Raw genomic sequence first — 25,847 nt, 5'->3', positions numbered from 1 at the left:
AGCAGACGCGAGAATCAGCGCTTGTCTTTGCGCTTCTTCTCAGCCTTCTTGTGGTGCGACATCAAGCGACGCTTCTTGTTGACCTGGCGATCGGTGAGGGTGTTCTTGTTGCCCTCGTACGGGTTCTCGCCGCCCTTGTACTCGATGCGGATCGGCGTACCGACCAGCTTCAGCACACGGCGGTAGGTGTTTTCCAGGTAGCGCGAGTAGGAACGCGGGATCTTGTCGGTCTGGTTACCGTGAATCACGATCAGCGGCGGGTTGGCGCCACCCAGGTGGGCATAGCGCAGCTTGATCCGACGACCATTGACCAGCGGCGGCTGGTGCTCGCTGATCGCATCTTCGAGGATCTGGGTCAGGCGGCTGGTCGGCCAGCGGGTGACCGCCGACTTGAACGCGGCCTGCACCGACTTGTACAGGTGGCCAACGCCAGTGCCGTGCAGGGCGGAGATGAAGTGGATATCGGCAAAGTCGACGAAGAACAGCCGGCGCTCCAGCTCGGTCTTCACGTAGTCGCGCTCGCCCGGCTCCATGCCGTCCCACTTGTTCAGGGCAATGACGATGGCACGGCCGGCGTCCAGGGCGAAGCCCAGCAGGTTCAGGTCATGGTCGACCACACCCTCGCGCGCGTCCATGACGAAGATCACCACGTTGGCGTCCTTGATCGCCTGCAGCGTCTTGACCACCGAGAACTTCTCGACTTCCTCGTGGATCTTGCCGCGTTTGCGCACCCCGGCAGTGTCGATGAAGGTGTACTTCTCGCCATCACGCTCGAACGGGATGTAGATACTGTCGCGGGTGGTGCCCGGCTGATCGTAGACCACCACGCGCTCTTCACCGAGCATGCGGTTGACCAGCGTGGACTTGCCGACGTTGGGGCGACCAATGATGGCGATCTTGATGCCATCCTTCTCGCTTGGGCCTGGGATACGCACCGCTTCCTCGCCTTCGGCGACCTCGGCATCCAGCGCTTCCTCGACCTGGTCGCGCGGGATGTGGCCAAGCACGGCTTCCATCAGCGCGTTGATACCACGGCCTTGCGAGCCAGCGACCGGAATGGCGTTGCCCATACCCAGCGGCGAGAACTCGGCGCGGGCGACATCGGCATCGATGTTGTCGATCTTGTTGGCGACCAGGATCGCCTCTTTGTTCCGCTTGCGCAGGTGCTCGGCGATCATCTGGTCAGCGGCGGTCATGCCGGCGCGGGCATCGACCAGGAACAGCACATAGTCCGCTTCTTCGATGGCCATCAGCGACTGCTCGGCCATCTTCTCGTCCATGCCCACTTCGTCGCCGGTGATACCGCCGGTGTCGATGAGGATGAACGAACGACCCTGCCAACTGGCATCGCCGTACTGGCGGTCACGGGTCAGGCCCGACAGGTCGCCGACGATGGCATCGCGGGTCTTGGTCAGGCGGTTGAACATGGTGGATTTGCCGACGTTCGGCCGTCCCACCAGGGCGATTACGGGAACCATGCGGCTCTCCATTCGTGAATTCTTGAAAATGCAAAGGCCGCTGCAAGGCAGCGGCCGGAGTTCGGGCGGCGCTTCCTGCGCCGCAGCCTGAAACCGATGACGGTCTCAAGCATAGCTTCAGCGGATGGTCAGTGCCTCGAGCTTGCCGCTGTTGCCATAGACATAAATGGTGTCGCCGACCACCAGGGGACGGGCGCGCAGGCCATCGCTGTCGATACGCTCACGGCCGACGAAGCGACCATCGACCTGGCTGAGCAGGTGCAGGTAACCCTCGAAGTCACCCACCGCGACATAGCTGGAGAACACTTCCGGTGCCGACAGTTGGCGACGGGCCATGGAGTCGTTGGTCCACAGCGCCGAAGACGAACGCTCATCGACGCTCTCGACGGTGCCCGAAGCTTCGCTCACGTAGACGTTGCCAAAGCCCTGGGCGACACCGACGTAGCTGGAGGCATCGCGCTGCCACAGTACACGGCCGCTTTCCAGGTCCAGGCCCGCGACGCGACCCTGGTAGCTGGTGACGTACAGGGTACCACCGGACAGCAGCAAGCCACCGTCGATGTCCACCACGCGGTCCAGCTCGGAACGGCCTTGCGGCACGGCCACGCGGGCTTCCCACACCGGCACGCCGTTCTGCGTGTCGACTGCAATCACCTTGCCGGTGGACAGACCAGCCACCGCCAGGCGGTTGGTGACGATCGGCGCGCCGGTACCACGAAGAGTGAGTACCGCAGGCGAGCTCTCGTAGATCCAGCGGCGATCACCGGTGCTGAAGTCCAGGCCGATCAGACGGTCGTCCTGGGTCTGCACCACCACCACATCACCGTTGGTCGCCGGCGGAGCCAGCACTTCGCTGGTGACGCGCGAGCGCCAGCGCTCTTCACCGGTGCTGGAGTCCAGGGCGATGACTTCACCCTTGAGGGTACCCATCATCAACAGGCCGTAACCCACGCCGACAGCGCCGGAAACCGGCACCTCCAGGTCCTTCTTCCACACCACGTCACCGTTGCTGCGGTTCAGGGCGAAGACCTTGCCGTTGACGTCGGCGGCGTAGATGCGGTCGTTCTCGATGGCCGGCACCAGGGTGTTGTACTTGTCACCCTGGCCGTCACCGATCGAACGGCTCCACTGCTTCTTGAGCACCACCTCTTCGGTGAACTTGGTCAGTTCGGCCGGGGGCAGTTCCTTCTTGCTGTTGCTGCTGCAACCCGCGGCCAGCACGGCCAGGGCGAGCACTGCTGCTTGTTTCCAACCGGTCACTTCACGCGTCCCCTTTGGCCAGGTCATCCAGCTTCAGTTGCAGGCCACCGATCGCGGCGTCGTCGGACAGCGCGGCCTTGGCTTTTTCATACGCACCGTGGGCATCGTCGGCACGGCCCAACTGGACCAGCAAGTCACCCTTGAGCTCCTCGCGGCTGGCCAGGAACGCCTTGTCGGCATCACCGTCGAGCAGCTTGAGGGCCTCCTCGGCCTTGTCCTGGGCAGCGAGCACACGGGCCAGACGCTGGCGCGCGATCTCGCCGAGGGTGGCATCGGCCGGCTTGTCCATCACGTTCTTGAGCTCGGCGGCGGCATCGTCCAGCTTGCCGCTGTCGACCGCGACCTTGGCCACGAACAGGCTGCCGTACTGGGCATAGGCCGAACCGCCAAATTCGCTCTTGAGCTTGCCGGACAATTCGGCGACCTTGGTCGCATCCGGCTTGCCGTCAGGCGTCAGGGTAGTTTCCAGCAACGCCTGGTACAGCGCCGAAGCGCCTTGCGACTGGTTGCTCTGGTACTTGTGCCAGGCCTGCCAGCCCATCACCACCGCGGCGGCGAGCAGGGCACCGGTCAGCAGCGGCTTGCCGTTGCGGTTCCACCAGTCCTTGGCTGCGGCCAGGCCATCATCATCGGTACTCGACACCCCAATACTCCTTTTCAGCAATTCGGCTGTTTGACCGCTTCACGCCTGCGCGAGAGCAGCTTGCAGGTGCTCGGCCAGAGCATCCCAGGCAATGTTCTGTTGTTCGCCCTGGCCACGCAGGGGCTTGAAACCTACCACTTGTTGCGCCAGCTCGTCGTCCCCCAGGATCAGGGCGAACAGCGCCCCGCTCTTGTCGGCCTTCTTGAACTGGTTCTTGAAGTTGCCACCACCGGCGTTGACCGCCAGGCGCAGGCCCGGCAGGCGATCGCGCAGTTGCTCGCTGATCTTCAGGCCCGCCAGCTCCGCCTGCTCGCCGAAGGCGCACAGATAGACATCCAGCGTGCGGCTGATCGACTCAGGCACCTTGCCCAGCGTCTCGATCAGCAACAGCAGGCGCTCGATACCCATGGCGAAGCCCACGCCAGCCGTCGGCTTGCCGCCCATCTGCTCGACCAGGCCATCGTAGCGGCCACCAGCGCAGACAGTGCCCTGGGCACCGAGCTTGTCGGTCACCCACTCGAACACGGTCTTGCTGTAGTAGTCCAGGCCACGCACCAGTTTGGTGTTGATCACGAACGGGATTCCGGCAGCGTCCAGGCGGGCCTTCACGCCCTCGAAGTGCACGCGGGACTCTTCGTCCAGGTACTCTTCGAGCTTCGGAGCGCCCACCAGGGCGGCCTGGGTACCTTCGTTCTTGCTGTCGAGGATGCGCAGCGGGTTGCTCTGCAAACGACGCTTGCTGTCGTCGTCCAGCTGATCGATACGTTCGCTGAGGAACTCGACCAGCGCGTCGCGATAGCGCGCACGGGCTTCGCTGGTGCCCAGGCTGTTGAGCTCGAGCGTGACCGCGTCCTGGATACCCAGGCGCGCCCAGAGGCGCCAGGTGAGCATGATCAGTTCGGCGTCGATGTCCGGACCGGCCAGGTTGAATACCTCTACGCCGATCTGGTGGAACTGGCGATAGCGCCCCAGTTGCGGGCGCTCGTGGCGGAACATCGGGCCGACATACCAGAGTTTCTGGACCTGGCCGTTGCCGATGATGCCGTGCTCGAGCACAGCACGCACACAGGCGGCAGTGCCTTCGGGACGCAAGGTCAGCGAGTCCTTGTTGTCCTGGAAGGTGTACATCTCTTTTTCGACGATATCGGTGACTTCACCGATCGAGCGCTTGAACAGCTCGGTGAACTCGACGATCGGCGTGCGGATCTGGCTGTAGCCGTAGCCGTCCAGCAGGCCGGCCACGGTGCCTTCGAAGTAGCGCCACAGGGGCGACTGCTCGGGCAGGATGTCGTTCATGCCACGGATGGCTTGCAGCGATTTGCTCACGAAAAGTCCTTACGAATCTGTGTATCAGCCGCGGGCGATCAGCGCCGCGTCGGCCTCGACCTTTTCGGCCGCTTTCTGGCGGATGAGCTTTTCCAGCTCATCGACCAGGTTGTCATTGGTCAGCTTCTGCGCCGGCTTGCCATCGATGTACACCAGGTTCGGGGTACCACCGGTCAGGCCGACGTGGGATTCCTTGGCTTCGCCCGGGCCGTTGACCACGCAGCCGATCACCGCGACGTCCAGCGGTACCAGCAGGTCTTCCAGGCGCCCTTCAAGCTCGTTCATGGTCTTGACCACATCGAAATTCTGCCGGGAACAGCTCGGGCAGGCGATGAAGTTGATGCCACGCGAACGCAGGTGCAGCGACTTGAGGATGTCGTAGCCGACCTTCACTTCCTCGACCGGATCGGCAGCAAGCGAGATGCGAATGGTATCGCCAATGCCTTCGGCAAGCAGCATACCGAGGCCGACGGCGGATTTCACCGTCCCCGAGCGCAGACCACCGGCTTCGGTGATGCCCAGGTGCAGCGGCTGCACGATCTGCCTGGCCAGCAGGCGGTAGGCTTCGACGGCCATGAACACGTCGGAGGCCTTGACGCTGACCTTGAAGTCCTGGAAGTCGAGGCGGTCAAGGTGCTCGACATGGCGCAGCGCCGACTCGACCAGCGCAGCCGGGGTCGGTTCGCCGTACTTCTTCTGCAGGTCCTTTTCCAGCGAGCCGGCATTGACGCCGATGCGAATCGGGATACCGCGGTCGCGAGCGGCATCGACCACCGCGCGTACGCGGTCTTCACGGCCGATGTTGCCCGGGTTGATGCGCAGGCAGTCAACACCAAGCTCGGCGACGCGCAGGGCAATCTTGTAGTCGAAATGGATGTCGGCGACCAATGGCACGCTGACCAGTTGCTTGATCTTGCCGAAGGCTTCGGCCGCGTCCATGTCTGGCACCGAGACGCGGACGATGTCGACACCGGCGTCGACCAGGCGCTGGATCTGCCCAACGGTGGCGGCGACATCATTGGTGTCGGTGTTGGTCATGCTCTGTACCGCGATGGGTGCATCACCACCCACCGGCACATTGCCGACCCAGATTTTGCGGGATTCGCGACGTTTGATCGGAGATTCGCCGTGCATGACTTACTGTCCCAACTTCAGGCGAGCGGTCTCGCCACTGGTGAACGGGGCGACATCGACGGCCTGACCGTTGTAGCTGACCTGAGCGCCGCGGGCAAAGCCCAGGCGGACCGCAAACGGCGGCTTGCCGGTCAGTTCCAGGCTGTCACCCTTGCGCTTGATCGCGCTGAACAGCACCTTGCCGTTGCCATCGGTGACCTGGGTCCAGCAATCGGCGGTGAATTGAATGGCGACCTTGCCATCGCCAGCAGCAACCACGGCAGGCTCGGCAGCAGCGGGAGCGGTCGGTGCGGCGTGGGTGGCAGGCGCGGTCGGTGCGGGCATGGTGGCCGGCGTGTGGGTCTGGGCAGGAGCCTGGGCAACCGGAGCGGCTGGAGCGGCGGCTGATGCCGAGGTGGCCGGGTCGCTCTGCACAGGCGCCTCGGCGGCGGGTTCGGTCGGAGCCTGCTCAAGCGGCAGTGGCGCGCTTTCAGGCTGCTGGCCAGCAGTCACGGCCTGATCTTCCGGCTCGTCAAGCGGGTGGATCTGGGTGGTACCGTCGGCGCTTTCGACCTCGACATGCTCCAGGGCGATCTTGGCCAGGTCCTTGCCACGCAGGCTGCTCTGGTCCTGCCACCAGAAGAAGCCGCCACCGACCACAGCTACCAGCAGCAACAGGCTGACGACACGCAGGATGTTGTGCGAAAGGCGCACCGGCTCCTCGATACGACCAAGGGCGTGCACTTCGCTGCCCTTGGCGTGAGTCCCGGTGATCTGGTCGAAAGCCTCGACGAGCGGCGCCTGATCCATGTCCATGAGCTTGGCGTAGGCGCGGATATAGCCGCGCGCGAACGTGTGTCCGGGAAGCTTGTCGAAGGCGCCGGTTTCCAGGTTGTTCAGCGAAGTGACCGTGAGATTCAGCTTACGGGCGACCTCGGCCTGCGACCAGTTCCGGTTCTCGCGGGCCTGGCGCAAGACATCACCGGGATTCTGCTGAATCGCTGCTGCTGCTTCGGGGTGCGCGGCTTTCATCGTTGCTCCGACAGGTATTGCTGATATTCCGGCGTACCGGGATAAAGTCGTTGTAATTTCTTGCCCAGCTCGGCCGCGGTGCCGTGCTCTTCGAAGACTCGGGCGAGGCGGCTGCCCAACAACAGACTGCGGGCGTCATGATCGCCTTGCTGGCTGAAACGTTCGTAGTAGTCCCGGGCCGGCACATAATGCCTGTTTTCGTAGGACAACTCAGCCATTTCCAGCAGCGCTCGTGGTTGCCGTTGATTGAGCCGCAGGGCCTTGTCCAGGTATTCGTGCGCCTGCTCGCGGCGCCCCTGCTTGAGTGCGGTCAGGCCAAGGTTCTCGTACACCCGGGAGCGCTCAGGATACAGGGTATCGGCGGCGGCTTGGCGAAACATCTGCTCTGCCTGGCGAAAATGCCCTTGAGCATATAGGAAACTGCCGTAGTTGTTGCGAATCCGCGTGTCATCCGGGTGTTGCGACAAGGCTTCGCGGAAATGGCCATCCGCCAGATCGGGCTCGCCCTGGGCCTGAAAGACCAGGGCCAGGGCGGCGTGTGCATCGGCATCACGGCTGTTCAACGCAAGCGCCCTTGCCAGCGGGGCCTTGGCTTGCTCAGTCATGCCTTGTTGCAAATACCCCAGGCCCAACTGCACGTAGGCACGCCCTGCCTCCGCCCTGCCCTGTCGGCTGGAAAGCGGATCACCTGCACCGCCGGACACGCAGCCGGCCAGCAGCAAAAGCGACAGGATCGACAGCGCGGCGCGCAGGGTCATCGGCGGAGTCCGTCAGTGGCGCGCAGCGCTGTCTTGCAGCTCGCTGCCATCGGCGTTGATCTGGCGCACGGCGATGTAGCGTTCGCTGCGGCGGGTGCGGTCCATTACCTGCCCCACCAACTGGCCACAGGCCGCGTCGATATCTTCGCCGCGGGTGGTGCGGGTGGTGACGTTGAAGCCGCCGTGGTGCAGCAGATCCTGGAAGCGACGGATCGCATTGTTGCTGGGGCGCTCGTAACCGGAGTGCGGGAACGGGTTGAACGGAATCAGGTTGATCTTGCACGGCACGTCACGCAGCAATTCGATCATCTGCGCGGCATGCTCAGGCTGATCGTTGACGTCCTTGAGCAAGGTGTACTCGATGGTGAGCACCCGCTTGCCACCGAGCGTGGACATATAGCCCATGCAGGACTCGAGCAGCATCTTGAGCGGGTACTTCTTGTTGATCGGGACCAACTGGTTGCGCAGCGCGTCGTTGGGCGCATGCAGCGACAACGCCAGCGACACGTCGATGTGCTTGGCCAGCTCGTTGATCATCGGCACGACACCCGAGGTGGACAGGGTGACGCGACGCTTGGAAATGCCATAGCCCAGATCGTCCATCATGATCTTCATCGCGGCGATGACATTGTCGAAGTTCAGCAAGGGCTCGCCCATGCCCATCATGACCACGTTAGTGATAGCGCGGTCGATCTTGGCCGGGACGGTCCCGAAGGATTTGTTGGCAAGCCACACCTGGCCAATCACTTCGGCGGCGGTGAGGTTGCTGTTGAAGCCTTGCTTGCCGGTGGAGCAGAAACTGCAGTCCAGGGCACAGCCGGCTTGCGAAGAAACGCAGAGGGTACCGCGGTCGTCGGTGGGAATGTAGACGGTCTCGACGCAGCTGCCGGAGGCAACGCGGACTACCCATTTACGGGTACCGTCGGCGGAAATGTCCTCGCTGACCACTTCCGGGGGGCGAATCTCGGCAACGGCCTCGAGCTTTTCGCGCAAGACCTTGCCAACGTTGGTCATGTCCGCAAAGTCGGACACGCCAAAATGGTGAATCCATTTCATCACCTGACCGGCACGGAAGCGCTTCTCCCCGATCGAGTCGAAGAACTGTTCCATTTCCGGCAGGGTCAGCCCCAACAGGTTGATTTTGCCAGTAGATGTCGTCATGGATTCACCCTCACTCGTAAGCTTTCGCTTAGCGAGTGGTTACCTCGGTAGCAGCGAAGAAGTAAGCGATTTCGCGAGCTGCAGCGGCTTCGGAGTCCGAACCGTGAACGGCGTTGGCGTCGATCGACTCGGCGAAGTCGGCACGGATGGTGCCTGGAGCGGCTTCTTTAGGGTTGGTGGCGCCCATCAGCTCACGGTTCAGAGCGATGGCGTTCTCGCCTTCCAGCACCTGGACAACGACCGGGCCGGAAGTCATGAAGGCAACCAGATCACCGAAGAAGCCACGAGCGCTGTGCTCGGCGTAGAAGCCTTCGGCTTCGGCCTTGGACAGCTGCTTGATTTTCGAAGCGACGATTTTCAGGCCGGCTTCTTCGAAGCGAGTGGTGATCTTGCCGATGACATTCTTGGCAACTGCGTCAGGCTTGATGATGGAGAAAGTACGTTGAACAGCCATGGAAAACTCCAGAATTTGAGTGTTGCGAAAAATTAAACCCGCGAATTATACGCGGGTTCCAGGGGATTGCCTAACCTGCAGAGACGCTCAGTCGGCTTCTTCGATCCAGGCCGCCTGGATGGCCTCGAGCACTTTCTCACCGCCGCGTGACGGATCGTCGCTGAACTCTGGCAAAGCCAGCACCCAACGGTGCAGATCGACGAAATTCACATATTTAGGATCGACGTCCGGCTTGCTTTCCGCAAGCTGGATGGCGATCTCAAGTACATCAATCCATTTCAGGCTCATGCTGAAAACCTCAGTGCGGCGCTTCGGCAGCGTGGTTGAGCGAGTATTTCGGAATCTCGATGGTGATGTCTTCATCACCCACGATCACCTGGCACGCCAGGCGAGACTGCGCTTCCAGGCCCCAGGCCTTGTCCAGCATGTCTTCTTCCAGCTCGTCGGCTTCTTCCAGCGAGTCGAAACCTTCACGCACGATGCAGTGGCAGGTGGTGCAGGCACACACGCCACCGCAGGCGCTTTCCATCTCGATATGGTGCTCGTGGGCCAACTCCAGGATGTTGGTCCCTGGCTCCACTTCGACCACCAGCCCATCCGGGCAGAACTTCTCATGCGGCAGGAAAATCACCTGGGGCATCGGTTACTCCTCGATCTCATTCAGGTTGCGCCCGGCCAGTGCGGCTTTGACCGTCGAATCAAGGCGACGGGCGGCAAAGGCATCGGTCACCTGCGACAGACGCTTGGTCTGTTGCTCGATGGCAGCGCCATCGGTGCCGCTAAGCAAATCACGCAATTCTTGCATCTGGAAGGCGATGGCCTCGCGCTCGTCAGCACTGAGCAGACGCTCGCCATCGGCATCCAGGGCGCCCTGCACCGCTTCGAGCAAGCGCTCGGCATCGACCTGGTGCTCGCGCAACTGGCGCGCCTGCTTGTCGGAGCCTGCGTGCTCGAAGGAGTCCTTGAGCATACGAGCGATCTCGCCGTCGGTCAGGCCGTACGACGGCTTGACCTGGATGCTCGACTCCACGCCCGAGCCCAGCTCGCGGGCCGCGACGCTGAGCAGGCCGTCGGCATCGACCTGGAAGGTCACGCGGATCTTCGCTGCACCGGCCACCATGGCCGGGATGCCGCGCAGCTCGAAGCGGGCCAGCGAACGACAGTCGCTGATCAGCTCGCGCTCGCCCTGCAGGACGTGAATCATCATGGCCGACTGGCCATCCTTGTAGGTGGTGAACTCCTGGGCGCGAGCCACGGGAATCGTGGTGTTGCGTGGAATCACCTTCTCCATCAACCCGCCCATGGTCTCAAGACCCAACGACAGCGGGATGACGTCCAGAAGTAACAATTCGCCACCCTCGCGGCGATTACCGGCCAGGGTGTCGGCCTGGATCGCGGCACCAATGGCGACGACCTGGTCCGGATCGATCGAGGTCAGCGGAGCGCGGCCGAACAGCGTGCCGACGGCTTCACGCACACGCGGCACGCGCGTCGAGCCACCGACCATCACCACCGCGCCGACCTCTTCCAGCTCGACACCGCTGTCGCGCACGGCGCGGCGGCAGGCCTTGAGGCTGCGGGCGATCAGAGGTTCGATCATGGCTTCGAAGGTGGCACGGCTGAGCTCGCCCTGCCAGGCGCCATGGGCGACGCTGACGGTATCGGCGTCGGTCAAGGCCTCTTTGGCGGTACAGGCCGTCTGCAGCAGTTGACGCTGGGTCGCCGGGTCGAGATCGGCGGACAGACCGGCCTGCTCGATGATCCAGCCGGCGATGGCGTGGTCGAAGTCATCGCCGCCCAGAGCAGTGTCGCCCCCCGTGGCCAGCACTTCGAAGACGCCCGCGGTCAGGCGCAGGATCGAAATATCGAAAGTGCCGCCCCCCAGGTCGAAGATCGCCACCACGCCTTCGGCGTTCTGGTCCAGGCCATAGGCCACGGCGGCAGCGGTCGGCTCGTTGAGCAGGCGCAACACGTTCAGGCCAGCCAGACGCGCCGCGTCCTTGGTGGCCTGGCGTTGGGCGTCGTCGAAATAGGCCGGCACGGTGATGACCGCCCCCACCAGTTCGCCACCGAGGGTTTGCTCGGCGCGCAGACGCAGGACCTTGAGAATGTCGGCTGACACCTCCACCGGGCTCTTCGGCCCCTGGACGGTGTCGATGAACGGCATGTGAGACTCGCCGCCAACGAAGCGATAGGGCAGTTGCTCGCCCAACTGCTTGACGTCGGCAAGACCGCGCCCCATCAGGCGCTTGACCGAAAGCACGGTGTTCAGCGGGTCGCTGGCGGCTGCATCACGAGCCGCCTGGCCAACGTCGCTGTGCCCGGGCAAATAGCGCACTGCGGACGGCAGGATGACGTTGCCCTGGGCGTCGGGCAGGGGCTCGCTGCGACCGCTGCGCACCGCAGCGACGAGAGAGTTGGTAGTACCCAGGTCGATACCCACCGCCAGGCGACGCTGGTGCGGCTGGGGGCTCTGACCGGGTTCGGCGATCTGCAGTAGGGCCATGCTTATCTGAATACCTTAGGCGTCATCACGGGCAACGCCGGGGTTAATCGTCGAGGCGCTCTTCGAGTTGGCGCACTTCTTGGGCGAGCTTGTCGAGAAACTGCATGCGGCGCATCAGGCGCTCGGCCCTGTCGCGCTCGGCAGCTTGATCCCAGCAGGCGGCGAAATCCTCGTTGAGCGTGTCCTGGGCGACCTTCAGGCGCTTCTTGAACACGGCAACACCGTCGAGGTCGGCTTCGTCCTGCAGCTCTTCGAGTTCTTCGCGCCACTGCATCTGCTGCAGCAGGAAGTCGGGGTCGTGGACCGTGACTTCCTGGGGCACTTCGTGACCGCTGACGGCCAGCAGATAACGCGCGCGACGCGGCGCGCTGCGCAGCGTCTGGTAGGCGTCGTTGAGTGCTGCGGACTTTTCCAGGGCGACACGCTGCTCACGCTCGGAGGCGTCAGCGAAGCGGTCCGGATGGACCTCGCGGGCCAGCTCACGATAACGGGTGGCCAGCTTGTCGAGGTCCAGGCGAAAGCCCGGCTGCAGGTCGAACAGGGCGAAATGGCAAGGAGTACCCACGTCAAGCCTCAGACATTGAAGCTTTCGCCGCAGCCACACTCACCGCGCACGTTGGGGTTGTTGAACTTGAAGCCTTCGTTCAACCCTTCCTTGACGAAATCCAGTTCGGTGCCATCGAGATACACCAGGCTCTTCGGGTCGATGATGACCTTCACGCCATGGTTCTCGAACACCTGGTCCTCGTCGGCCAGCTCGTCGACGAACTCCAGCACGTAGGCCAGGCCCGAGCAGCCGGTGGTGCGCACGCCCAGGCGGATGCCTTCACCCTTGCCGCGCCCGTCGAGGGAGCGGCGAATGTGGTTGGCGGCGGCTTCTGTCATGCTGATAGCCATCGGAACTCCTTACCTCGCGGCGACTTAGATCAAGCCTTTCTTCTGCTTGTAATCGCGAACGGCTGCCTTGATGGCATCCTCGGCGAGTACCGAGCAGTGGATCTTGACCGGCGGCAACGCCAGTTCTTCGGCCAGCTGGGTGTTCTTGATGGTTTCGGCTTCGTCCAGGGTCTTGCCCTTCATCCACTCGGTGGCCAGGGAGCTGGAGGCGATGGCCGAACCGCAGCCGTAGGTCTTGAACTTGGCATCTTCGATGATGCCTTGCTCGTTGACCTTGATCTGCAGACGCATCACGTCACCGCAAGCCGGGGCGCCGACCATGCCGGTACCGACGTCCGGATCTTCGGCGTCCATCTTGCCGACGTTGCGCGGGTTTTCGTAGTGGTCGATGACCTTTTCACTGTATGCCATGGTGCAATTCCTTCCTCATCAGGGAGCCGCTCTTGCTGGCGACTGCTTAGTGGGCGGCCCACTCGATCTTGGAGATGTCGACGCCGTCTTTGTACATGTCCCACAGCGGCGACAGTTCACGCAGCTTGTTCACTGCCTTGCAGACTTCCTGCGCGGCGTAGTCGACTTCTTCTTCAGTGGTGAAGCGACCGAAGGAGAAGCGGATCGAGCTGTGCGCCAGCTCGTCGTTGCGGCCCAGGGCGCGCAGTACATAAGACGGCTCGAGCGACGCGGAGGTGCAGGCCGAACCGGAAGAGACGGCGATGTCCTTGAGCGACATCAGCAGCGACTCGCCTTCGACGTAGTTGAAGCTCAGGTTCAGGTTGTGCGGAACGCGCTGGGTCTGGCTGCCGTTGACGTACAGCTCTTCAAGGTCGGAGACCTGCTTGAAGAAGCGGTCGCTCAACGCCTTGATGCGCACGTTTTCAGCGGCCATTTCCTGCTTGGCGATGGCGAAGGCCTCGCCCATGCCCACGATCTGGTGGGTCGGCAGGGTGCCCGAACGCATGCCGCGCTCATGGCCACCGCCGTGAATGATGGCTTCCAGGCGCACACGCGGCTTGCGGCTCACGTACAGCGCGCCGATGCCCTTCGGGCCGTAGACCTTGTGCGCCGAGAACGACATCAGGTCGACCTTGGTCTTCTGCACGTCGATTTCGACCTTGCCGGCCGACTGAGCGGCATCGACGTGGAACAGCACACCGCGCGAGCGGGTCAGTTCACCGATGGCGGCGATATCGTTGATCGAGCCGACTTCGTTGTTCACATGCATCAGCGAGACGAGGATGGTGTCGTCGCGCAGCACTGCCTCGACCATCGCCGGGGTGACGATACCGTCTTCACCGGGTTCGAGGTAGGTGACTTCGAAACCTTCGCGCTCGAGCTGGCGAGCGGTGTCGAGGACCGCCTTGTGCTCGATCTTGGAGGTGATGATGTGCTTGCCCTTGGTCTGATAGAAGTGCGCGACACCCTTGAGCGCGAGGTTGTCGGACTCGGTGGCACCGCTGGTCCAGACGATTTCGCGCGGGTCGGCGTTGATCAGCTCGGCGACCTGGCGGCGGCCATTCTCGACCGCCTCTTCAGCGCGCCAGCCGAACACGTGGGAACGCGAGGCCGGGTTACCGAAGTTTCCGTCGACCAGCAGGCAGTCGGCCATCTTCTGGGCGACGCGGGGATCGACCGGGGTGGTCGCGGAGTAATCGAGGTAGATCGGCAACTTCATTGAGTATCTCCTATCAGGCGTTGGCGTCGCTCGTCGCTGCATCAGTCGACGGCGGACGTCTCAATCTTGTCCAGCTGGGCAACGCGACCGGCGACTCGACGCAGGTCCTGGCGCTGGGCGACTTCCTGCACCTCACGGCGCATGACGAGGTCGGACAGGCTGATGCCGCTGAGGAATTCGTGGATCTGCTGGCTGAGGTCGCACCACAGGTGGTGGGTCAGGCAGGTATCACCGGCGTGGCAATCCCCGAGGCCTTGGCAGCGAGTGGCGTCTACCGACTCGTTGACCGCGTCGATTACCTGCGCCACCTGGATGGTTTCCATGCCCCGCGACAGCTGGTAGCCGCCACCCGGACCGCGCACGCTGGATACCAGGCTGCTGCGGCGCAGCTTGGCGAACAGCTGTTCCAGATAGGAGAGGGAGATGCCCTGGCGCTCGGAAATGTCGGCCAAGGATACCGGCCCATGCTGCGCGTGCAACGCCAGGTCGAGCATGGCGGTGACGGCGTAACGGCCTTTGGTAGTCAATCGCATGGCTATGGGTACCACGGGAGTTACAGGATGTGTGCGAGTATGCGATTCCCGAGCATTTAAGTCAACTATAAGACCTAGTGCTTTAGTCGGGTTTGCATGCGGGAAGCGGGCGCGATGATAGCAGACAAGGGGCGCGAGCACACGCCCCGTGTATCAGCCGGGCGTAATCAATGCGACGGAGTGTCGCTCTGCGCAGCCTGCTTGACCTCGGCGAAGTCTTCTTCCGGCAGCGCCGGCAGGGCCTTGGCACAGTAGTCACTGCCCAGGTTGGTCAGCGCCCCGCACATGCCCTCCAGGCGCTCGTCGACCGCCTGCAGGTGGTCGAGCATCTGGCCGATGGCGCGCGCTACCGGGTCGGGCATGTCGCCACTGACGCCGTAGGCATCGAAGCCGATCTTCTCGGCCATGGCCTTGCGCTTGGCCTCGACCTCACTGTCTTCGGTCTTGACGATGATCCGCCCCGGGATCCCGACTGCCGTGGCGCCGGCCGGCACGGCCTTGGTCACCACCGCATTGGAGCCGATCTTGGCCCCGGCGCCAACCGTGAACGGGCCGAGCACCTTGGCGCCCGCCCCCACCACTACGCCGTTTTCCAGGGTCGGGTGTCGCTTGCCCTTGTTCCAGCTGGTGCCGCCGAGGGTAACGCCCTGGTAGAGCGTGACATCATCGCCGATCTCGGCGGTCTCGCCGATGACGATGCCCATGCCATGATCGATGAAGAAGCGCCGGCCAATGGTGGCGCCCGGATGGATCTCGATGCCGGTCATCCAGCGCCCGAAGTTCGACACCAGGCGCGCCAGCCATTTGAAGTCGCGTTTCCACAGGGTATTGCCCAGGCGATGCAGCCAGATGGCATGCATCCCGGGGTAGCAGGTCAGTACCTCGAAGGCATTGCGCGCCGCCGGGTCACGATGAAACACACTCTGGATATCTTCACGCAGACGCTCGAACATTGTTTCTAGTCCTTCCGCTTGTGCGCATCACCCCGTGCGACCTTCTGGGTCTCGGTGAGGATGCCGCGCAAAATGCTCATTTCCGAACGATTGACCGAGCTGCGCCCATACAACCGGCGCAGGCGCGCCATCAGGTGCTTGGGCTTCTCAGGGTCAAGAAAGCTGATGTCCACCAGGGTCTTTTCCAGGTGTTCGTAGAACAGCTCCATTTCGTCCAGGGTGGCCAGCTCATCGCTGGCATCGACCTTCTCGACCTTCGCCGGCGCACCTTGCGCCGCCAGCCATGCGGTACGCACCTCGTAGGCGAGCACCTGGACCGCGGCGGCAAGATTCAGCGAGCTGAAATCGGGGTTCGATGGAATGTGCACGTGGAAGTGACATCGCTGCAGTTCGTCATTGGTCAGGCCTGCGTGTTCACGACCGAACACCAGGGCGATCTCCTCGCCAGCGGCCGCACGCGCGACGCTCTGCACCCCGCATTCGCGCGGGTCGAGCATCGGCCACGGCATGCTGCGATCACGGGCGCTGGTACCAATCGCCAGGCTGCAACCGGCCAGCGCCTGCTCGAGCGTATCGACCACAATGGCGCCGTCCAGCACATCGTCGGCACCAGAGGCACGGGCACTGGCGTCTGCCGCGGGGAAATCCAGTGGCTGGACCAGCACCAGGCGCGACAAGCCCATGTTTTTCATGGCACGAGCAGCGCCGCCGATGTTGCCGGGGTGGCTGGTATTGACCAGAACAACACGAATATTCTGCAGCAAGGTGTCGAGCTCACGGATGCCTATAAAGGGGGGAACGATCTTACCTAAGCGACGGGCGTAACGCCACGAATGCGAATGTCACCCTTCTGCCGGAACAGTTTTCTGATAGACTAGGCGGCTTTCTTCTTTAACATCTCCAGGTGAAACGCCCATGCAGCCTATGCTGAATATCGCCCTGCGCGCCGCTCGCAGCGCCAGTGAACTGATTTTCCGCTCCATCGAACGCCTGGACAGCATCAAGGTCGACGAGAAAGAGGCCAAGGATTACGTCTCCGAGGTCGATCGCGCCGCCGAGCAGACCATCGTCAACGCCCTGCGCAAGGCTTACCCGAACCACTCGATCCAGGGTGAAGAGACTGGCCTGCACGCCGGCTCCGGTGAGGAAGGCAAGGACTACCTGTGGATCATCGATCCACTGGATGGCACCACCAACTTCCTGCGTGGCGTTCCGCACTTCGCGGTCAGCATCGCCTGCAAATACCGCGGCCGCCTTGAGCACGCGGTCATCGTCGACCCGGTCCGCCAGGAAGAATTCACCGCCAGCCGCGGTCGTGGCGCCCAGCTCAACGGTCGTCGCCTGCGTGTCAGCTCGCGCACCAGCCTGGAAGGCGCCCTGCTGGGTACCGGCTTCCCGTTCCGCGACAGCCAGATGGCTGACCTGGACAACTACCTCGGCATGTTCCGCGCCCTCACCGGCCAGACCGCCGGCATCCGTCGCGCGGGTTCCGCCGCCCTGGACCTGGCCTACGTTGCCGCTGGTCGTTTCGACGCCTTCTGGGAGTCAGGCCTGTCCGAGTGGGACATGGCCGCAGGCGTACTGCTGATCCAGGAAGCGGGCGGCCTGGTGAGCGACTTCAACGGTGGCCACGACTTCCTCGACAAAGGCCACATCGTTGCCGGCAACATCAAGTGCTTCAAGGCGGTACTGACCGCCATCCAGCCGCACCTGCCGGAAAACCTCAAGCGCTGAGCCAGGGCTTAGGATGCAAAAAAAGCACCCCGTGGGGTGCTTTTTTGTGCCTGTTTTCCCTGGTTCTGCTGGCCCGCGACGAAGCCAGCATCCAGATCACTGGCCGGGCTGCGCCTGGCTCAGCACCAGCTTGCCGTTCTTGTCCAGCGGAATGGTCGAACCTGGCTCGTGGTCCATCTTCACCACACCAGCCTGGTCACCGATGGTGTACTTCACGGTGTAGCCCACCACCTTGTCGCTGATGTCGTTGACCGTGTTGCAGCGCGTTTGCGTGGTGGTGTAGGTGTCACGCTCCTGCATGCCTTCCTGCACCTTGTTGCCGGCATAACCACCACCCACCGCACCTGCGACCGTGGCGATCTTCTTGCCGGTGCCGCCACCGATCTGGTTACCCAGCAGGCCACCGGCCAGGGCGCCCACCACGGTACCGGCGATCTGGTGCTGGTCCTGCACCGGACGCTGGCGCGTCACGGTCACGTCCTTGCACACTTCGCGCGGCGTCTTCACCTGCTGCTTGATCGGTTGTACGTCAGTGACCTGGGCGTATTCCGGCCCTTTGTTCACCAAGCTGTAGGTCGCCACAGCACCTCCGGCTGTAACACCGACAGCACCCAGAACCGCACCCACCAGCATTGATTTGTTCACGTGGAATCTCCTGATCATACCCGCGGGACATTGCCCGCCTTCTCCCTGCCTTGGAGCAAAAAAAAAGGCGCGAGTTCAACACTCGCGCCTCTCTTTACGCCAAACGGCGTAGGACAAGCCCTTACGGACGGTCGTCCACACCCTCGGCCTTGACCGGCGGGATCAGGTCTTCACTGTTCAGGTTCAGCCAGATCAGCACCACGTTGGCGATGTAGATCGACGAGTAGGTACCCGCCATGACGCCCAGGAACAGCGCCAGCGAGAAGCCGAACAGGTTGTCGCCACCGAAGAACAGCAGCGCTGCGATCGCCAGCAAGGTCGACACCGAGGTGGCGATGGTGCGCAGCAGGGTCTGGGTGGTCGAGACGTTGATGTTCTCGATCAGCGACGCCTTGCGCATGACGCGGAAGTTCTCACGCACGCGGTCGAACACGACGATGGTGTCGTTGAGCGAGTAGCCGATGATCGCCAGCACTGCCGCCAGTACCGTCAGGTCGAAGGTGATCTGGAAGAACGAGAGGATGCCCACGGTCACGATCACGTCGTGAATCAGCGAGACGATCGCCCCCACCGCGAACTTCCACTGGAAGCGGAACGCCAGGTAGATCAGTACCCCGCCCAGCGCCAGCAGCATGCCCAGGCCGCCCTGGTCACGCAGTTCTTCACCGACCTGCGGGCCGACGAACTCGACACGCTTGACGGTGGCCGGGTTGTCGCCGCCCACTTTCTGCAGCGCCTGGGCAACCTGATTGCCCAGTTGCGGGTCATCGCCAGGCATGCGCACCAGCAGGTCGGTGGTGGCACCGAAGCTCTGCACGATGGCCTCGTGGAAGCCGGAGTCGACCAGCTCGGCACGCACCGCCTTGAGGTCGGCCGGACGCTCGTAGGTCAGCTCGATGAGCGTACCGCCGGTGAAGTCCAGGCCGAAGTTCAAGCCCTTGTGCCACCAGCTGAACAGCGCCAGTACGGTCAGCAGGACAGTGACGGCGAACGCAACGTTGCGCACGCCCATGAAGTTGATGGTTTTCATCGCAGCTCCCTCAAACCCACAGCTTCTTGATGTCACGCCCGCCACAGGTCAGGTTGACCATTGCGCGGGTCACCATGACGGCGGTGAACATCGAGGTGAAAATCCCGAGGGACATGGTGACCGCGAAGCCCTTGACCGGGCCGGTACCCATGGCGAACAGGATGCCGCCGACCAGCAGGCTGGTCAGGTTGGCGTCGATGATCGCGGTGTAGGCACGGTTGAAGCCTTCGTGGATGGCGCGCTGCACCGACATGCCGTTTTTCAGCTCCTCGCGAATCCGCGAGAAGATCAGCACGTTGGCGTCGACCGCCATACCCATGGTCAACACGATACCGGCGATACCCGGCAGCGTCAGGGTCGCGCCCAACAGCGACATCAGCGCCAGCAGCAGCACCATGTTGCCCGCCAGGGCGATGGTGGCGATCACGCCGAAGCCACGGTAGATGGCGATGATGAACAGCGAGACGAACAACATGCCCCACAGCGATGCATCGACACCCTTGGTGATGTTGTCGGCACCCAGGCTTGGGCCGATGGTACGTTCTTCGGCGAAGTACATCGGTGCGGCCAGACCACCGGCACGCAGCAGCAGGGCCAGTTCGGACGACTCACCCTGGCCGTTCAGGCCGGTAATACGGAACTGGCTGCCCAGCGGCGACTGGATGGTCGCCAGGCTGATGATCTTCTTCTCTTCCTGGAAGCTCTGTACCGCCACTTCCTTCTCGACGCCATCAACGGTCTGCTTGACGTAGCGGGTCACCGGCTTCTGCTCGATGAAGATCACCGCCATGCTGCGACCGACGTTGCTGCGCGTGGCGCGGCTCATCAACTCGCCACCGTGGCCATCCAGGCGGATGTTCACCTGCGGACGACCGTGCTCGTCGAAGCTCGCCTGGGCATCGGTAACCTGGTCACCGGTGATGATCAAGCCACGCTCGACCGCAGCCGAACGGTTGCCGTCACGGAACTCGAAGACCTCGGTGGTCGCTTTCGAAGCACCTGGCTCAGCGCCGAAGCGGAACTCCAGGTTGGCCGTCTTGCCGAGGATACGCTTGGCTTCGGCAGTGTCCTGCACGCCCGGCAGCTCGACCACGATACGGTTGGCGCCCTGGCGCTGAACCAGCGGCTCGGCCACGCCCAGCTCGTTCACACGGTTGCGGACGGTGGTCAGGTTCTGCTTGATGGAGTATTCGCGGATTTCGGCGACCTTGGCCTGAGTCAGCGCCAGACGCAGCACGGAGAGCTCGTTGCGCTCGGTGGTGGTGATGTCGAAATCATTGAAATTCTTGCGGACCAGGGCACGTGCCTGTTCGCGAGTAGCATCGTCGGCGAAGCCCAGCATGATGCTGCCGTCCTGCTGGGGCAGGCTACGGTAGCGCACGCGCTCTTTGCGCAGCAGGGTCTTCACTTCGCCATCGTAGACCTTCAGGCGGGCGCTCATGGCCTTGTCCATGTCCACTTCCAGCAGGAAGTGCACACCACCGGACAGGTCCAGGCCCAGCTTCATCGGGCTGGCACCCAGGTTGCGCAGCCACTGCGGGGTGGTCTGGGCCAGGTTCAGTGCGACGACGTAGTCGTCACCCAAGGTCTTGCGCACCACATCCTTGGCCGGCAGTTGGTCTTCCTGGTTGGTCAGGCGCACCAGCGCACTGCCCTTCTCGCCCAGGCTGCCACCCTTGACGGTGATACCGGCATCGGCCAGCGCCTTGGTGGCGCGGTCGAGGTCGGCCTGGCTCACGTGCAGCGCGGAACTTGCACCGCTGATCTGCACCGCCGGGTCATCCGGGTAGAGGTTGGGAGCGGAATAAATAAAGCCGACCGCCAGTACCACCAGGATCAGCAGGTATTTCCACAGAGGGTATTTGTTCAGCATCACGCCGCCCGTTCAAGACGCGGGGCGCTTTGCGCGCCCCGACTGGAAAAAATGAAACCGGTAACTCAGATAGCCTTGAGCGTACCTTTTGGCAGGGTCGCGGCGATGGCGCCCTTCTGGAACTTCAGCTCGACGTTGTCGGACACTTCCAGCACCACGAAGTCGTCGGAAACTTTGACGATCTTGCCGGCGATACCGCCGTTGGTGACCACTTCGTCACCCTTCTGCAGGGCGCCGAGCAGGTTCTTCTGCTCTTTGGCACGCTTGGCCTGCGGGCGCCAGATCATCAGGTAGAAGATGACCAGGAAACCGACCAGGAAGATCCACTCGAAGCCGGTACCGGCTGGGCCGGCGGCAGGGGCTGCAGCGTCCGCGTAAGCGGCGGGAATCAGAAAGCTCATGTAGCACTCCAGTTGCTGAATTTAGTTATGTGTGCGAACAGTCAGTCCAAAGGCGGAACGGGAAGTCCGCGCTTGGCATAGAAGGCGTCGACAAAGGCGGCCAATTTACCCTGTTGAATAGCCTCGCGTAAACCGGCCATCAAGCGCTGGTAATGGCGCAAGTTGTGGATGGTATTCAGCATGCTGCTCAACATTTCGCCGCACTTGTCCAGGTGATGCAGATAAGCGCGGGAGAAGTTGGTGCAGGTATAGCAGTCACAGGTCGGATCCAGCGGCGAATCATCGTGGCGATGGAACGCATTGCGGATCTTGATCACCCCTGTATCGACGAACAGATGGCCGTTGCGCGCGTTGCGCGTGGGCATCACGCAGTCGAACATGTCGACGCCGCGGCGCACACCCTCAACCAGATCTTCCGGTTTGCCTACCCCCATAAGGTAACGAGGTTTGTCAGCAGGCATTTGTGCCGGCAGGTAATCCAGCACCTTGATCATCTCGTGCTTGGGTTCGCCCACCGACAGACCGCCGATGGCCAGGCCGTCGAAGTCGATATTGACCAGCGCCTCCAGCGAGCGCATGCGCAGGTCCTGGTACATGCCCCCCTGAACGATGCCGAACAGTGCCGCGGTGTTGTCGCCGTGGGCGTTCTTCGAGCGCTGGGCCCAACGCAGCGACAGCTCCATGGAGGTGCGCGCCACATCGTGCTCGGCCGGGTACGGCGTGCACTCGTCGAAGATCATCACGATGTCCGAGCCCAGGTCACGCTGCACCTGCATCGACTCTTCCGGGCCCATGAACACCTTGGAGCCGTCGACCGGCGAGGCGAAGGTCACGCCCTCTTCCTTGATCTTGCGCATCGCGCCCAGGCTGAACACCTGGAAACCGCCGGAGTCGGTGAGGATCGGGCCTTTCCACTGCATGAAGTCGTGCAGGCCGTTGTGCTTCTTGATCACCTCGGTGCCCGGGCGCAGCCACAGGTGGAAGGTGTTGCCCAGGATGATCTCGGCGCCGATGGCCTCGATGTCCCGCGGCAACATGCCCTTGACCGTGCCATAGGTGCCCACCGGCATGAACGCTGGGGTTTCCACGGTGCCACGGGGGAAGGTCAGCCGACCGCGACGGGCCTTGCCGTCGGTGGCCAGCAGTTCGAAGGACATTCGACAGGTGCGACTCATGCTTGATCCTCGGGGCCGCGCGGCGCCGGATTGCGGGTGATGAACATGGCATCACCGTAACTGAAGAAGCGGTATCCCTGCTCGACCGCCGCGGCGTATGCGGCCATGGTCTCGGGATACCCCGCAAAGGCCGAGACCAGCATCAGCAGCGTGGACTCGGGCAAATGGAAGTTGGTCACCAGCGCATCGACCACGTGGAACGGCCGACCGGGGTAGATGAAGATGTCGGTGTCGCCACTGAACGCCTTGAGCACACCATCGCGCGCCGCACTCTCCAGCGAGCGCACGCTGGTGGTACCGACCGCGATCACCCGCCCGCCACGGGCGCGGCAGGCCTCGATGGCATCGACCACATCCTGGCTCACTTCGAGCCACTCTTTATGCATGTGGTGATCTTCGATCTTGTCGACCCGCACCGGCTGGAAGGTGCCGGCACCTACATGCAGGGTGACGAAGGCGCGCTCGACGCCCTTGGCGGCGATCTGCTCCAGCAGCGCCTCGTCGAAATGCAGGCCCGCCGTAGGTGCAGCAACCGCACCGGCACGCTCGGCGTAAACGGTCTGGTAGCGCTCACGGTCGGCGCCTTCATCCGGGCGGTCGATATACGGCGGCAGCGGCATATGACCGACGCGATCGAGCAGTGGCAGCACCTCTTCGGTGAAGCGCAGCTCGAACAGCGTCTCATGGCGCGCGACCATCTCGGCCTCGCCACCGCCATCGATCAGCACCGTGGCGCCGACCTTCAGTGCCTTGCTGGCACGCACATGGGCCAGTACCCGATGGCTGTCGAGCACCCGCTCGATCAGCACTTCCAGCTTGCCGCCGGAAGCTTTCTGACCGAACAGCCGCGCCGGAATCACCCGAGTGTTGTTGAACACCATCAGGTCGCCCGGGCGCAGGTACTCGAGCAAATCGGTGAAGCGCCGGTGCGCCAGCTCCCCGCTCGGCCCGTCAAGGACCAGCAGACGGCTGCCATGGCGCTCGGCCAGGGGATGGCGGGCGATGAGGGAATCGGGGAGTTCGAAGGAAAAATCGGCGACGCGCATGATCGTGTTCGGCTTGGCAGGGCCGGGAAGTTTAGCCCAATGCATGAAAATTGACCATGAAAGCCGATTGACCGACTGCAGGAGCCTCTCTATACTGCGGCGCCACAAGCCCTGATGGCGGAATTGGTAGACGCGGCGGATTCAAAATCCGTTTTCGAAAGGAGTGGGAGTTCGAGTCTCCCTCGGGGCACCATCACATAGTTCCAAGCGGTCCCTACCAGACCTGGAACAACAAGAAACCGGCCAACGAGCCGGTTTTTTTGTGCCTGTTGTCAGTGCAGCCCTACCATCATTGTCGTCCAGTTACCTGATCAGTTGATTGATGCACCTTTTTTGGTACAATCCCATTCATGGACGAACCCCTTATCAAGCTGAACGTCAGATTTTTCCGCACGGAGGCAGGAAATGAACCCGTGCGTGAATGGCTGACAGAGCTGGACCGTGAAAGTCGCCGACTCATTGGAGTCGACATCAAGACCGTGCAGCTTGGGTGGCCGATCGGGATGCCTGTCGTACGCAAGATGGAGCCAGGACTCTGGGAAGTAAGGACGAGCTTGGTCGATACCATCGCCAGGGTTTTGTTTGCGGTAGAAGGTCAGACCATGGTCCTGCTTCACGGCTTCATCAAAAAAAGTGAGAAAACACCGGCGTCTGACCTGGCCACTGCCAGAAAGCGCAAAGCAACACTCAAGAGGAACAAGCAATGAACCAGCACATCGGCTCCGACTTCGATGATTTCCTTGCAGAGCAAGGGCTCGCAGAAGAAGTGTCTGCTGCTGCCCTCAAGCGAGTCATCTCTTGGCAGATCGCTGAAGCCATGAAGCGCCAGAAGATGACGAAGAAAGCACTGGCCATGCGCATGCATACCAGCCGTACCGCAGTAGATCGCGCGCTCGATCAGGACGATCCAGGAATGACCTTGGCGACCCTGGCTAGCGCCGCCCGCGCGCTCGGTCAGCGCGTCGAGGTGCGGCTGGTTCCAGAAAAAGAAACAGCCCACGCCTGACCCGTAGTCGATAAAGCTTTGAGTTTGTTTTTCTCAAGCTCAAATCGAATGGTCTATGCCAATACTGCGACGCCATGAAGAACCGACCAAAAGGTCGGTTCTTTTTTTAACTAGGTTTTGGCGATCTCAGCGCCGACTCAACGCCAGACGCGCCGCAAACAACACAAACACCAGTCCCGTCGCCCGATCCATCCACTGAATCACTTTCCCTTTGCGCAGCACACCCGCCATGGATTGTGTCGCACTGATCAACCCCATCGCCCAGATCAACCCCAGCAGCACATGAATGCCCACAAGCCCGAAGGTCCATGCAATCAGCGGCTGGCCTTGCGGAATGAATTGCGGCAGAAACGACACGTAGAAAATCCCGACCTTGGGATTGAGCAGATTGCCCATCATGCCCTTGAGGAACCAGTTCGCTGCCGGTCGCCTCTCGGCCTCGGCAGGCGCCAGCGACTGGCGTGGGCGCAGGAGCATGTTCACGCCCAACCATGCCAGATAGGCCGCGCCGCAGTACTTGAGGATGTCGTACGCCAGCTCGGAGACGGCGATCAATGCACCAAGGCCGAAGGCGACCGCCGCGCCCCAGAGCAGGCAGCCGGCGTTGATGCCCAGGGCCGCGCGCAGCCCCTGCTTGCGTCCTTCGACGGCGGAGGTTCTGAGGATCAAGGCGGTGTCGAGGCCGGGGGTTACCGTCAGCAGGGTAGCCGCGAGTGTGAAGGCAATCAGATTGTCGGCGATGGACATGGGGGCTCTACCTGGGCAGGAAGTTGCCCTAGATTAGCTTGGGCGACGCTTTTTTCGTTGTGGATAAGTGGCTCGATTTTCAGTTTTTCCCCATTCCCTGTAGTCCGTTTCCCAAACATACTCTCGGCCGCCTAAAGCCGTTGCGGTGCCATGGGGCGCGTTCTAGTCTCGCCCGGTCGTTGCTCATCAACGACCGGCTTTGACAGGCCGCATGCTCAAGTCCAAACGGCTGACCTCAATGGCAGCTGTACGTGGGGCACATTCGTGTGCGCCGGGTTCTTGAGCCTCCGGTCTGTCAACCCACGTACGGTTGCCTCCATTCGTTTGACAGCGATGGTTCGCAACTCCTGAAAACGGCTCAAGGAGTTACCATGTTAAAGATCGTCCCCGATCCCCCCTTCGCC

The 25,847-nt window shown here is 62.5% G+C and carries 29 protein-coding genes and 1 tRNA gene; 4 read left to right on the top strand and 26 right to left on the bottom strand.

What is annotated here, in order from left to right; translation table 11 throughout:
- Positions 1-14: 14 nt before the first annotated feature.
- The 19 genes from der to trmJ all read right to left on the bottom strand — a co-directional run bounded on the left by der (position 15) and on the right by trmJ (position 16,550).
- Complete coding sequence (der, locus tag IAE40_RS21800; protein WP_054892576.1) at positions 15-1,478, bottom strand: ribosome biogenesis GTPase Der; 1,464 nt, start codon at positions 1,476-1,478, stop codon at positions 15-17.
- Positions 1,479-1,595: 117 nt separating this feature from the next.
- A complete protein-coding gene (gene bamB / locus IAE40_RS21795; RefSeq protein WP_054892575.1) occupies positions 1,596-2,738 on the bottom strand; it encodes an outer membrane protein assembly factor BamB in 1,143 nt (380 codons plus the stop codon).
- A 1-nt stretch (position 2,739) separates the two neighbouring features.
- Positions 2,740-3,381 carry a tetratricopeptide repeat protein gene (locus IAE40_RS21790; RefSeq protein ID WP_153773236.1) on the bottom strand — a complete coding sequence of 214 codons (642 nt, stop codon included), beginning with the start codon at positions 3,379-3,381 and terminating at the stop codon, positions 2,740-2,742.
- A 39-nt stretch (positions 3,382-3,420) separates the two neighbouring features.
- Positions 3,421-4,707 carry a histidine--tRNA ligase gene (hisS, locus tag IAE40_RS21785; RefSeq protein ID WP_054892557.1) on the bottom strand — a complete coding sequence of 429 codons (1,287 nt, stop codon included), beginning with the start codon at positions 4,705-4,707 and terminating at the stop codon, positions 3,421-3,423.
- A 24-nt stretch (positions 4,708-4,731) separates the two neighbouring features.
- Positions 4,732-5,841, bottom strand: a complete 1,110-nt coding sequence (ispG, locus tag IAE40_RS21780; RefSeq protein WP_054892556.1) for a flavodoxin-dependent (E)-4-hydroxy-3-methylbut-2-enyl-diphosphate synthase — start codon at positions 5,839-5,841, stop codon at positions 4,732-4,734.
- 3 nt (positions 5,842-5,844) lie between these two features.
- Complete coding sequence (locus IAE40_RS21775; protein WP_197892309.1) at positions 5,845-6,852, bottom strand: RodZ domain-containing protein; 1,008 nt, start codon at positions 6,850-6,852, stop codon at positions 5,845-5,847.
- Positions 6,849-7,610 carry a type IV pilus biogenesis/stability protein PilW gene (gene pilW, locus IAE40_RS21770; protein WP_197892311.1) on the bottom strand — a complete coding sequence of 254 codons (762 nt, stop codon included), beginning with the start codon at positions 7,608-7,610 and terminating at the stop codon, positions 6,849-6,851. Before pilW ends, IAE40_RS21775 begins: the two co-directional genes overlap by 4 nt.
- A gap of 12 nt (positions 7,611-7,622) precedes the next feature.
- Entirely contained in the window at positions 7,623-8,771 is a 1,149-nt protein-coding gene (gene rlmN, locus IAE40_RS21765; RefSeq protein WP_054892553.1) for a 23S rRNA (adenine(2503)-C(2))-methyltransferase RlmN, read from the bottom strand.
- Positions 8,772-8,799: 28 nt separating this feature from the next.
- Positions 8,800-9,225, bottom strand: a complete 426-nt coding sequence (ndk, locus tag IAE40_RS21760; protein ID WP_011532343.1) for a nucleoside-diphosphate kinase — start codon at positions 9,223-9,225, stop codon at positions 8,800-8,802.
- An 87-nt stretch (positions 9,226-9,312) separates the two neighbouring features.
- Complete coding sequence (iscX, locus tag IAE40_RS21755; RefSeq protein WP_027920277.1) at positions 9,313-9,513, bottom strand: Fe-S cluster assembly protein IscX; 201 nt, start codon at positions 9,511-9,513, stop codon at positions 9,313-9,315.
- Positions 9,514-9,523: 10 nt separating this feature from the next.
- The gene (fdx, locus tag IAE40_RS21750) at positions 9,524-9,865 is read right to left on the bottom strand and encodes an ISC system 2Fe-2S type ferredoxin (protein WP_063546067.1); all 342 of its coding nucleotides are present in this window, start codon (positions 9,863-9,865) and stop codon (positions 9,524-9,526) included.
- Positions 9,866-9,868: 3 nt separating this feature from the next.
- Entirely contained in the window at positions 9,869-11,731 is a 1,863-nt protein-coding gene (hscA, locus tag IAE40_RS21745; protein ID WP_200603851.1) for a Fe-S protein assembly chaperone HscA, read from the bottom strand.
- A gap of 43 nt (positions 11,732-11,774) precedes the next feature.
- Positions 11,775-12,296 (bottom strand): co-chaperone HscB, encoded by a 522-nt coding sequence (gene hscB / locus IAE40_RS21740; RefSeq protein WP_054892551.1) that lies wholly within the window; start codon positions 12,294-12,296, stop codon positions 11,775-11,777.
- An 8-nt stretch (positions 12,297-12,304) separates the two neighbouring features.
- Positions 12,305-12,628 (bottom strand): iron-sulfur cluster assembly protein IscA, encoded by a 324-nt coding sequence (gene iscA, locus IAE40_RS21735; protein WP_003248536.1) that lies wholly within the window; start codon positions 12,626-12,628, stop codon positions 12,305-12,307.
- A gap of 24 nt (positions 12,629-12,652) precedes the next feature.
- Positions 12,653-13,039: a Fe-S cluster assembly scaffold IscU gene (gene iscU, locus IAE40_RS21730; RefSeq protein ID WP_003443374.1), complete on the bottom strand. Its 387-nt coding sequence runs from the start codon at positions 13,037-13,039 to the stop codon at positions 12,653-12,655.
- Between the two features lie 46 nt (positions 13,040-13,085).
- Complete coding sequence (locus tag IAE40_RS21725) at positions 13,086-14,300, bottom strand: IscS subfamily cysteine desulfurase (protein WP_054925565.1); 1,215 nt, start codon at positions 14,298-14,300, stop codon at positions 13,086-13,088.
- A gap of 41 nt (positions 14,301-14,341) precedes the next feature.
- On the bottom strand, positions 14,342-14,833 hold the full coding sequence (gene iscR / locus IAE40_RS21720; protein ID WP_054892549.1) for a Fe-S cluster assembly transcriptional regulator IscR: 492 nt from the start codon (positions 14,831-14,833) through the stop codon (positions 14,342-14,344).
- Between the two features lie 167 nt (positions 14,834-15,000).
- Entirely contained in the window at positions 15,001-15,786 is a 786-nt protein-coding gene (gene cysE / locus IAE40_RS21715) for a serine O-acetyltransferase (RefSeq protein WP_200603850.1), read from the bottom strand.
- A 5-nt stretch (positions 15,787-15,791) separates the two neighbouring features.
- Entirely contained in the window at positions 15,792-16,550 is a 759-nt protein-coding gene (trmJ, locus tag IAE40_RS21710; RefSeq protein WP_054892547.1) for a tRNA (cytosine(32)/uridine(32)-2'-O)-methyltransferase TrmJ, read from the bottom strand.
- Between the two features lie 151 nt (positions 16,551-16,701).
- Here trmJ and suhB point away from each other — a divergent pair, with 151 nt between their 5' ends.
- Positions 16,702-17,520 (top strand): type III secretion system regulator SuhB, encoded by an 819-nt coding sequence (suhB, locus tag IAE40_RS21705; protein WP_054892546.1) that lies wholly within the window; start codon positions 16,702-16,704, stop codon positions 17,518-17,520.
- A gap of 96 nt (positions 17,521-17,616) precedes the next feature.
- Here suhB and IAE40_RS21700 read toward each other — a convergent pair whose 3' ends face one another.
- The 6 genes from IAE40_RS21700 to queA all read right to left on the bottom strand — a co-directional run bounded on the left by IAE40_RS21700 (position 17,617) and on the right by queA (position 23,690).
- A complete protein-coding gene (locus IAE40_RS21700) occupies positions 17,617-18,165 on the bottom strand; it encodes a glycine zipper 2TM domain-containing protein (protein WP_054892545.1) in 549 nt (182 codons plus the stop codon).
- 121 nt (positions 18,166-18,286) lie between these two features.
- The gene (gene secF, locus IAE40_RS21695; protein WP_197892313.1) at positions 18,287-19,195 is read right to left on the bottom strand and encodes a protein translocase subunit SecF; all 909 of its coding nucleotides are present in this window, start codon (positions 19,193-19,195) and stop codon (positions 18,287-18,289) included.
- Positions 19,196-19,205: 10 nt separating this feature from the next.
- A complete protein-coding gene (secD, locus tag IAE40_RS21690) occupies positions 19,206-21,068 on the bottom strand; it encodes a protein translocase subunit SecD (protein WP_054925563.1) in 1,863 nt (620 codons plus the stop codon).
- A 65-nt stretch (positions 21,069-21,133) separates the two neighbouring features.
- Positions 21,134-21,469: a preprotein translocase subunit YajC gene (gene yajC / locus IAE40_RS21685; protein WP_054892542.1), complete on the bottom strand. Its 336-nt coding sequence runs from the start codon at positions 21,467-21,469 to the stop codon at positions 21,134-21,136.
- 41 nt (positions 21,470-21,510) lie between these two features.
- Positions 21,511-22,626: a tRNA guanosine(34) transglycosylase Tgt gene (gene tgt, locus IAE40_RS21680; protein WP_162144435.1), complete on the bottom strand. Its 1,116-nt coding sequence runs from the start codon at positions 22,624-22,626 to the stop codon at positions 21,511-21,513.
- A gap of 14 nt (positions 22,627-22,640) precedes the next feature.
- The gene (gene queA / locus IAE40_RS21675; RefSeq protein WP_063546071.1) at positions 22,641-23,690 is read right to left on the bottom strand and encodes a tRNA preQ1(34) S-adenosylmethionine ribosyltransferase-isomerase QueA; all 1,050 of its coding nucleotides are present in this window, start codon (positions 23,688-23,690) and stop codon (positions 22,641-22,643) included.
- Positions 23,691-23,798: 108 nt separating this feature from the next.
- Between queA and IAE40_RS21670 the strand changes: the two genes are divergently transcribed.
- The 3 genes from IAE40_RS21670 to IAE40_RS21660 all read left to right on the top strand — a co-directional run bounded on the left by IAE40_RS21670 (position 23,799) and on the right by IAE40_RS21660 (position 24,696).
- Positions 23,799-23,883: transfer RNA gene (locus tag IAE40_RS21670), tRNA-Leu, on the top strand.
- Between the two features lie 157 nt (positions 23,884-24,040).
- A complete protein-coding gene (locus IAE40_RS21665; RefSeq protein ID WP_153773241.1) occupies positions 24,041-24,397 on the top strand; it encodes a type II toxin-antitoxin system RelE/ParE family toxin in 357 nt (118 codons plus the stop codon).
- Positions 24,394-24,696: an XRE family transcriptional regulator gene (locus tag IAE40_RS21660; protein WP_197892317.1), complete on the top strand. Its 303-nt coding sequence runs from the start codon at positions 24,394-24,396 to the stop codon at positions 24,694-24,696. The genes IAE40_RS21665 and IAE40_RS21660 overlap by 4 nt, the downstream gene beginning before the upstream one ends.
- Before the next feature lie 126 nt (positions 24,697-24,822).
- Here the strand turns inward: IAE40_RS21660 and IAE40_RS21655 are convergent, their stop codons facing one another.
- Positions 24,823-25,443, bottom strand: coding sequence for a LysE family translocator (locus IAE40_RS21655; RefSeq protein ID WP_200603849.1), 621 nt, complete (start codon positions 25,441-25,443; stop codon positions 24,823-24,825).
- Positions 25,444-25,847 lie beyond the last annotated feature (404 nt).

The sequence above is a fragment of the Pseudomonas sp. S44 genome (genome assembly GCF_016624805.1).
GTDB lineage: Bacteria > Pseudomonadota > Gammaproteobacteria > Pseudomonadales > Pseudomonadaceae > Aquipseudomonas > Aquipseudomonas machongensis.
This window is presented reverse-complemented; position numbering and strand designations above follow the sequence as displayed.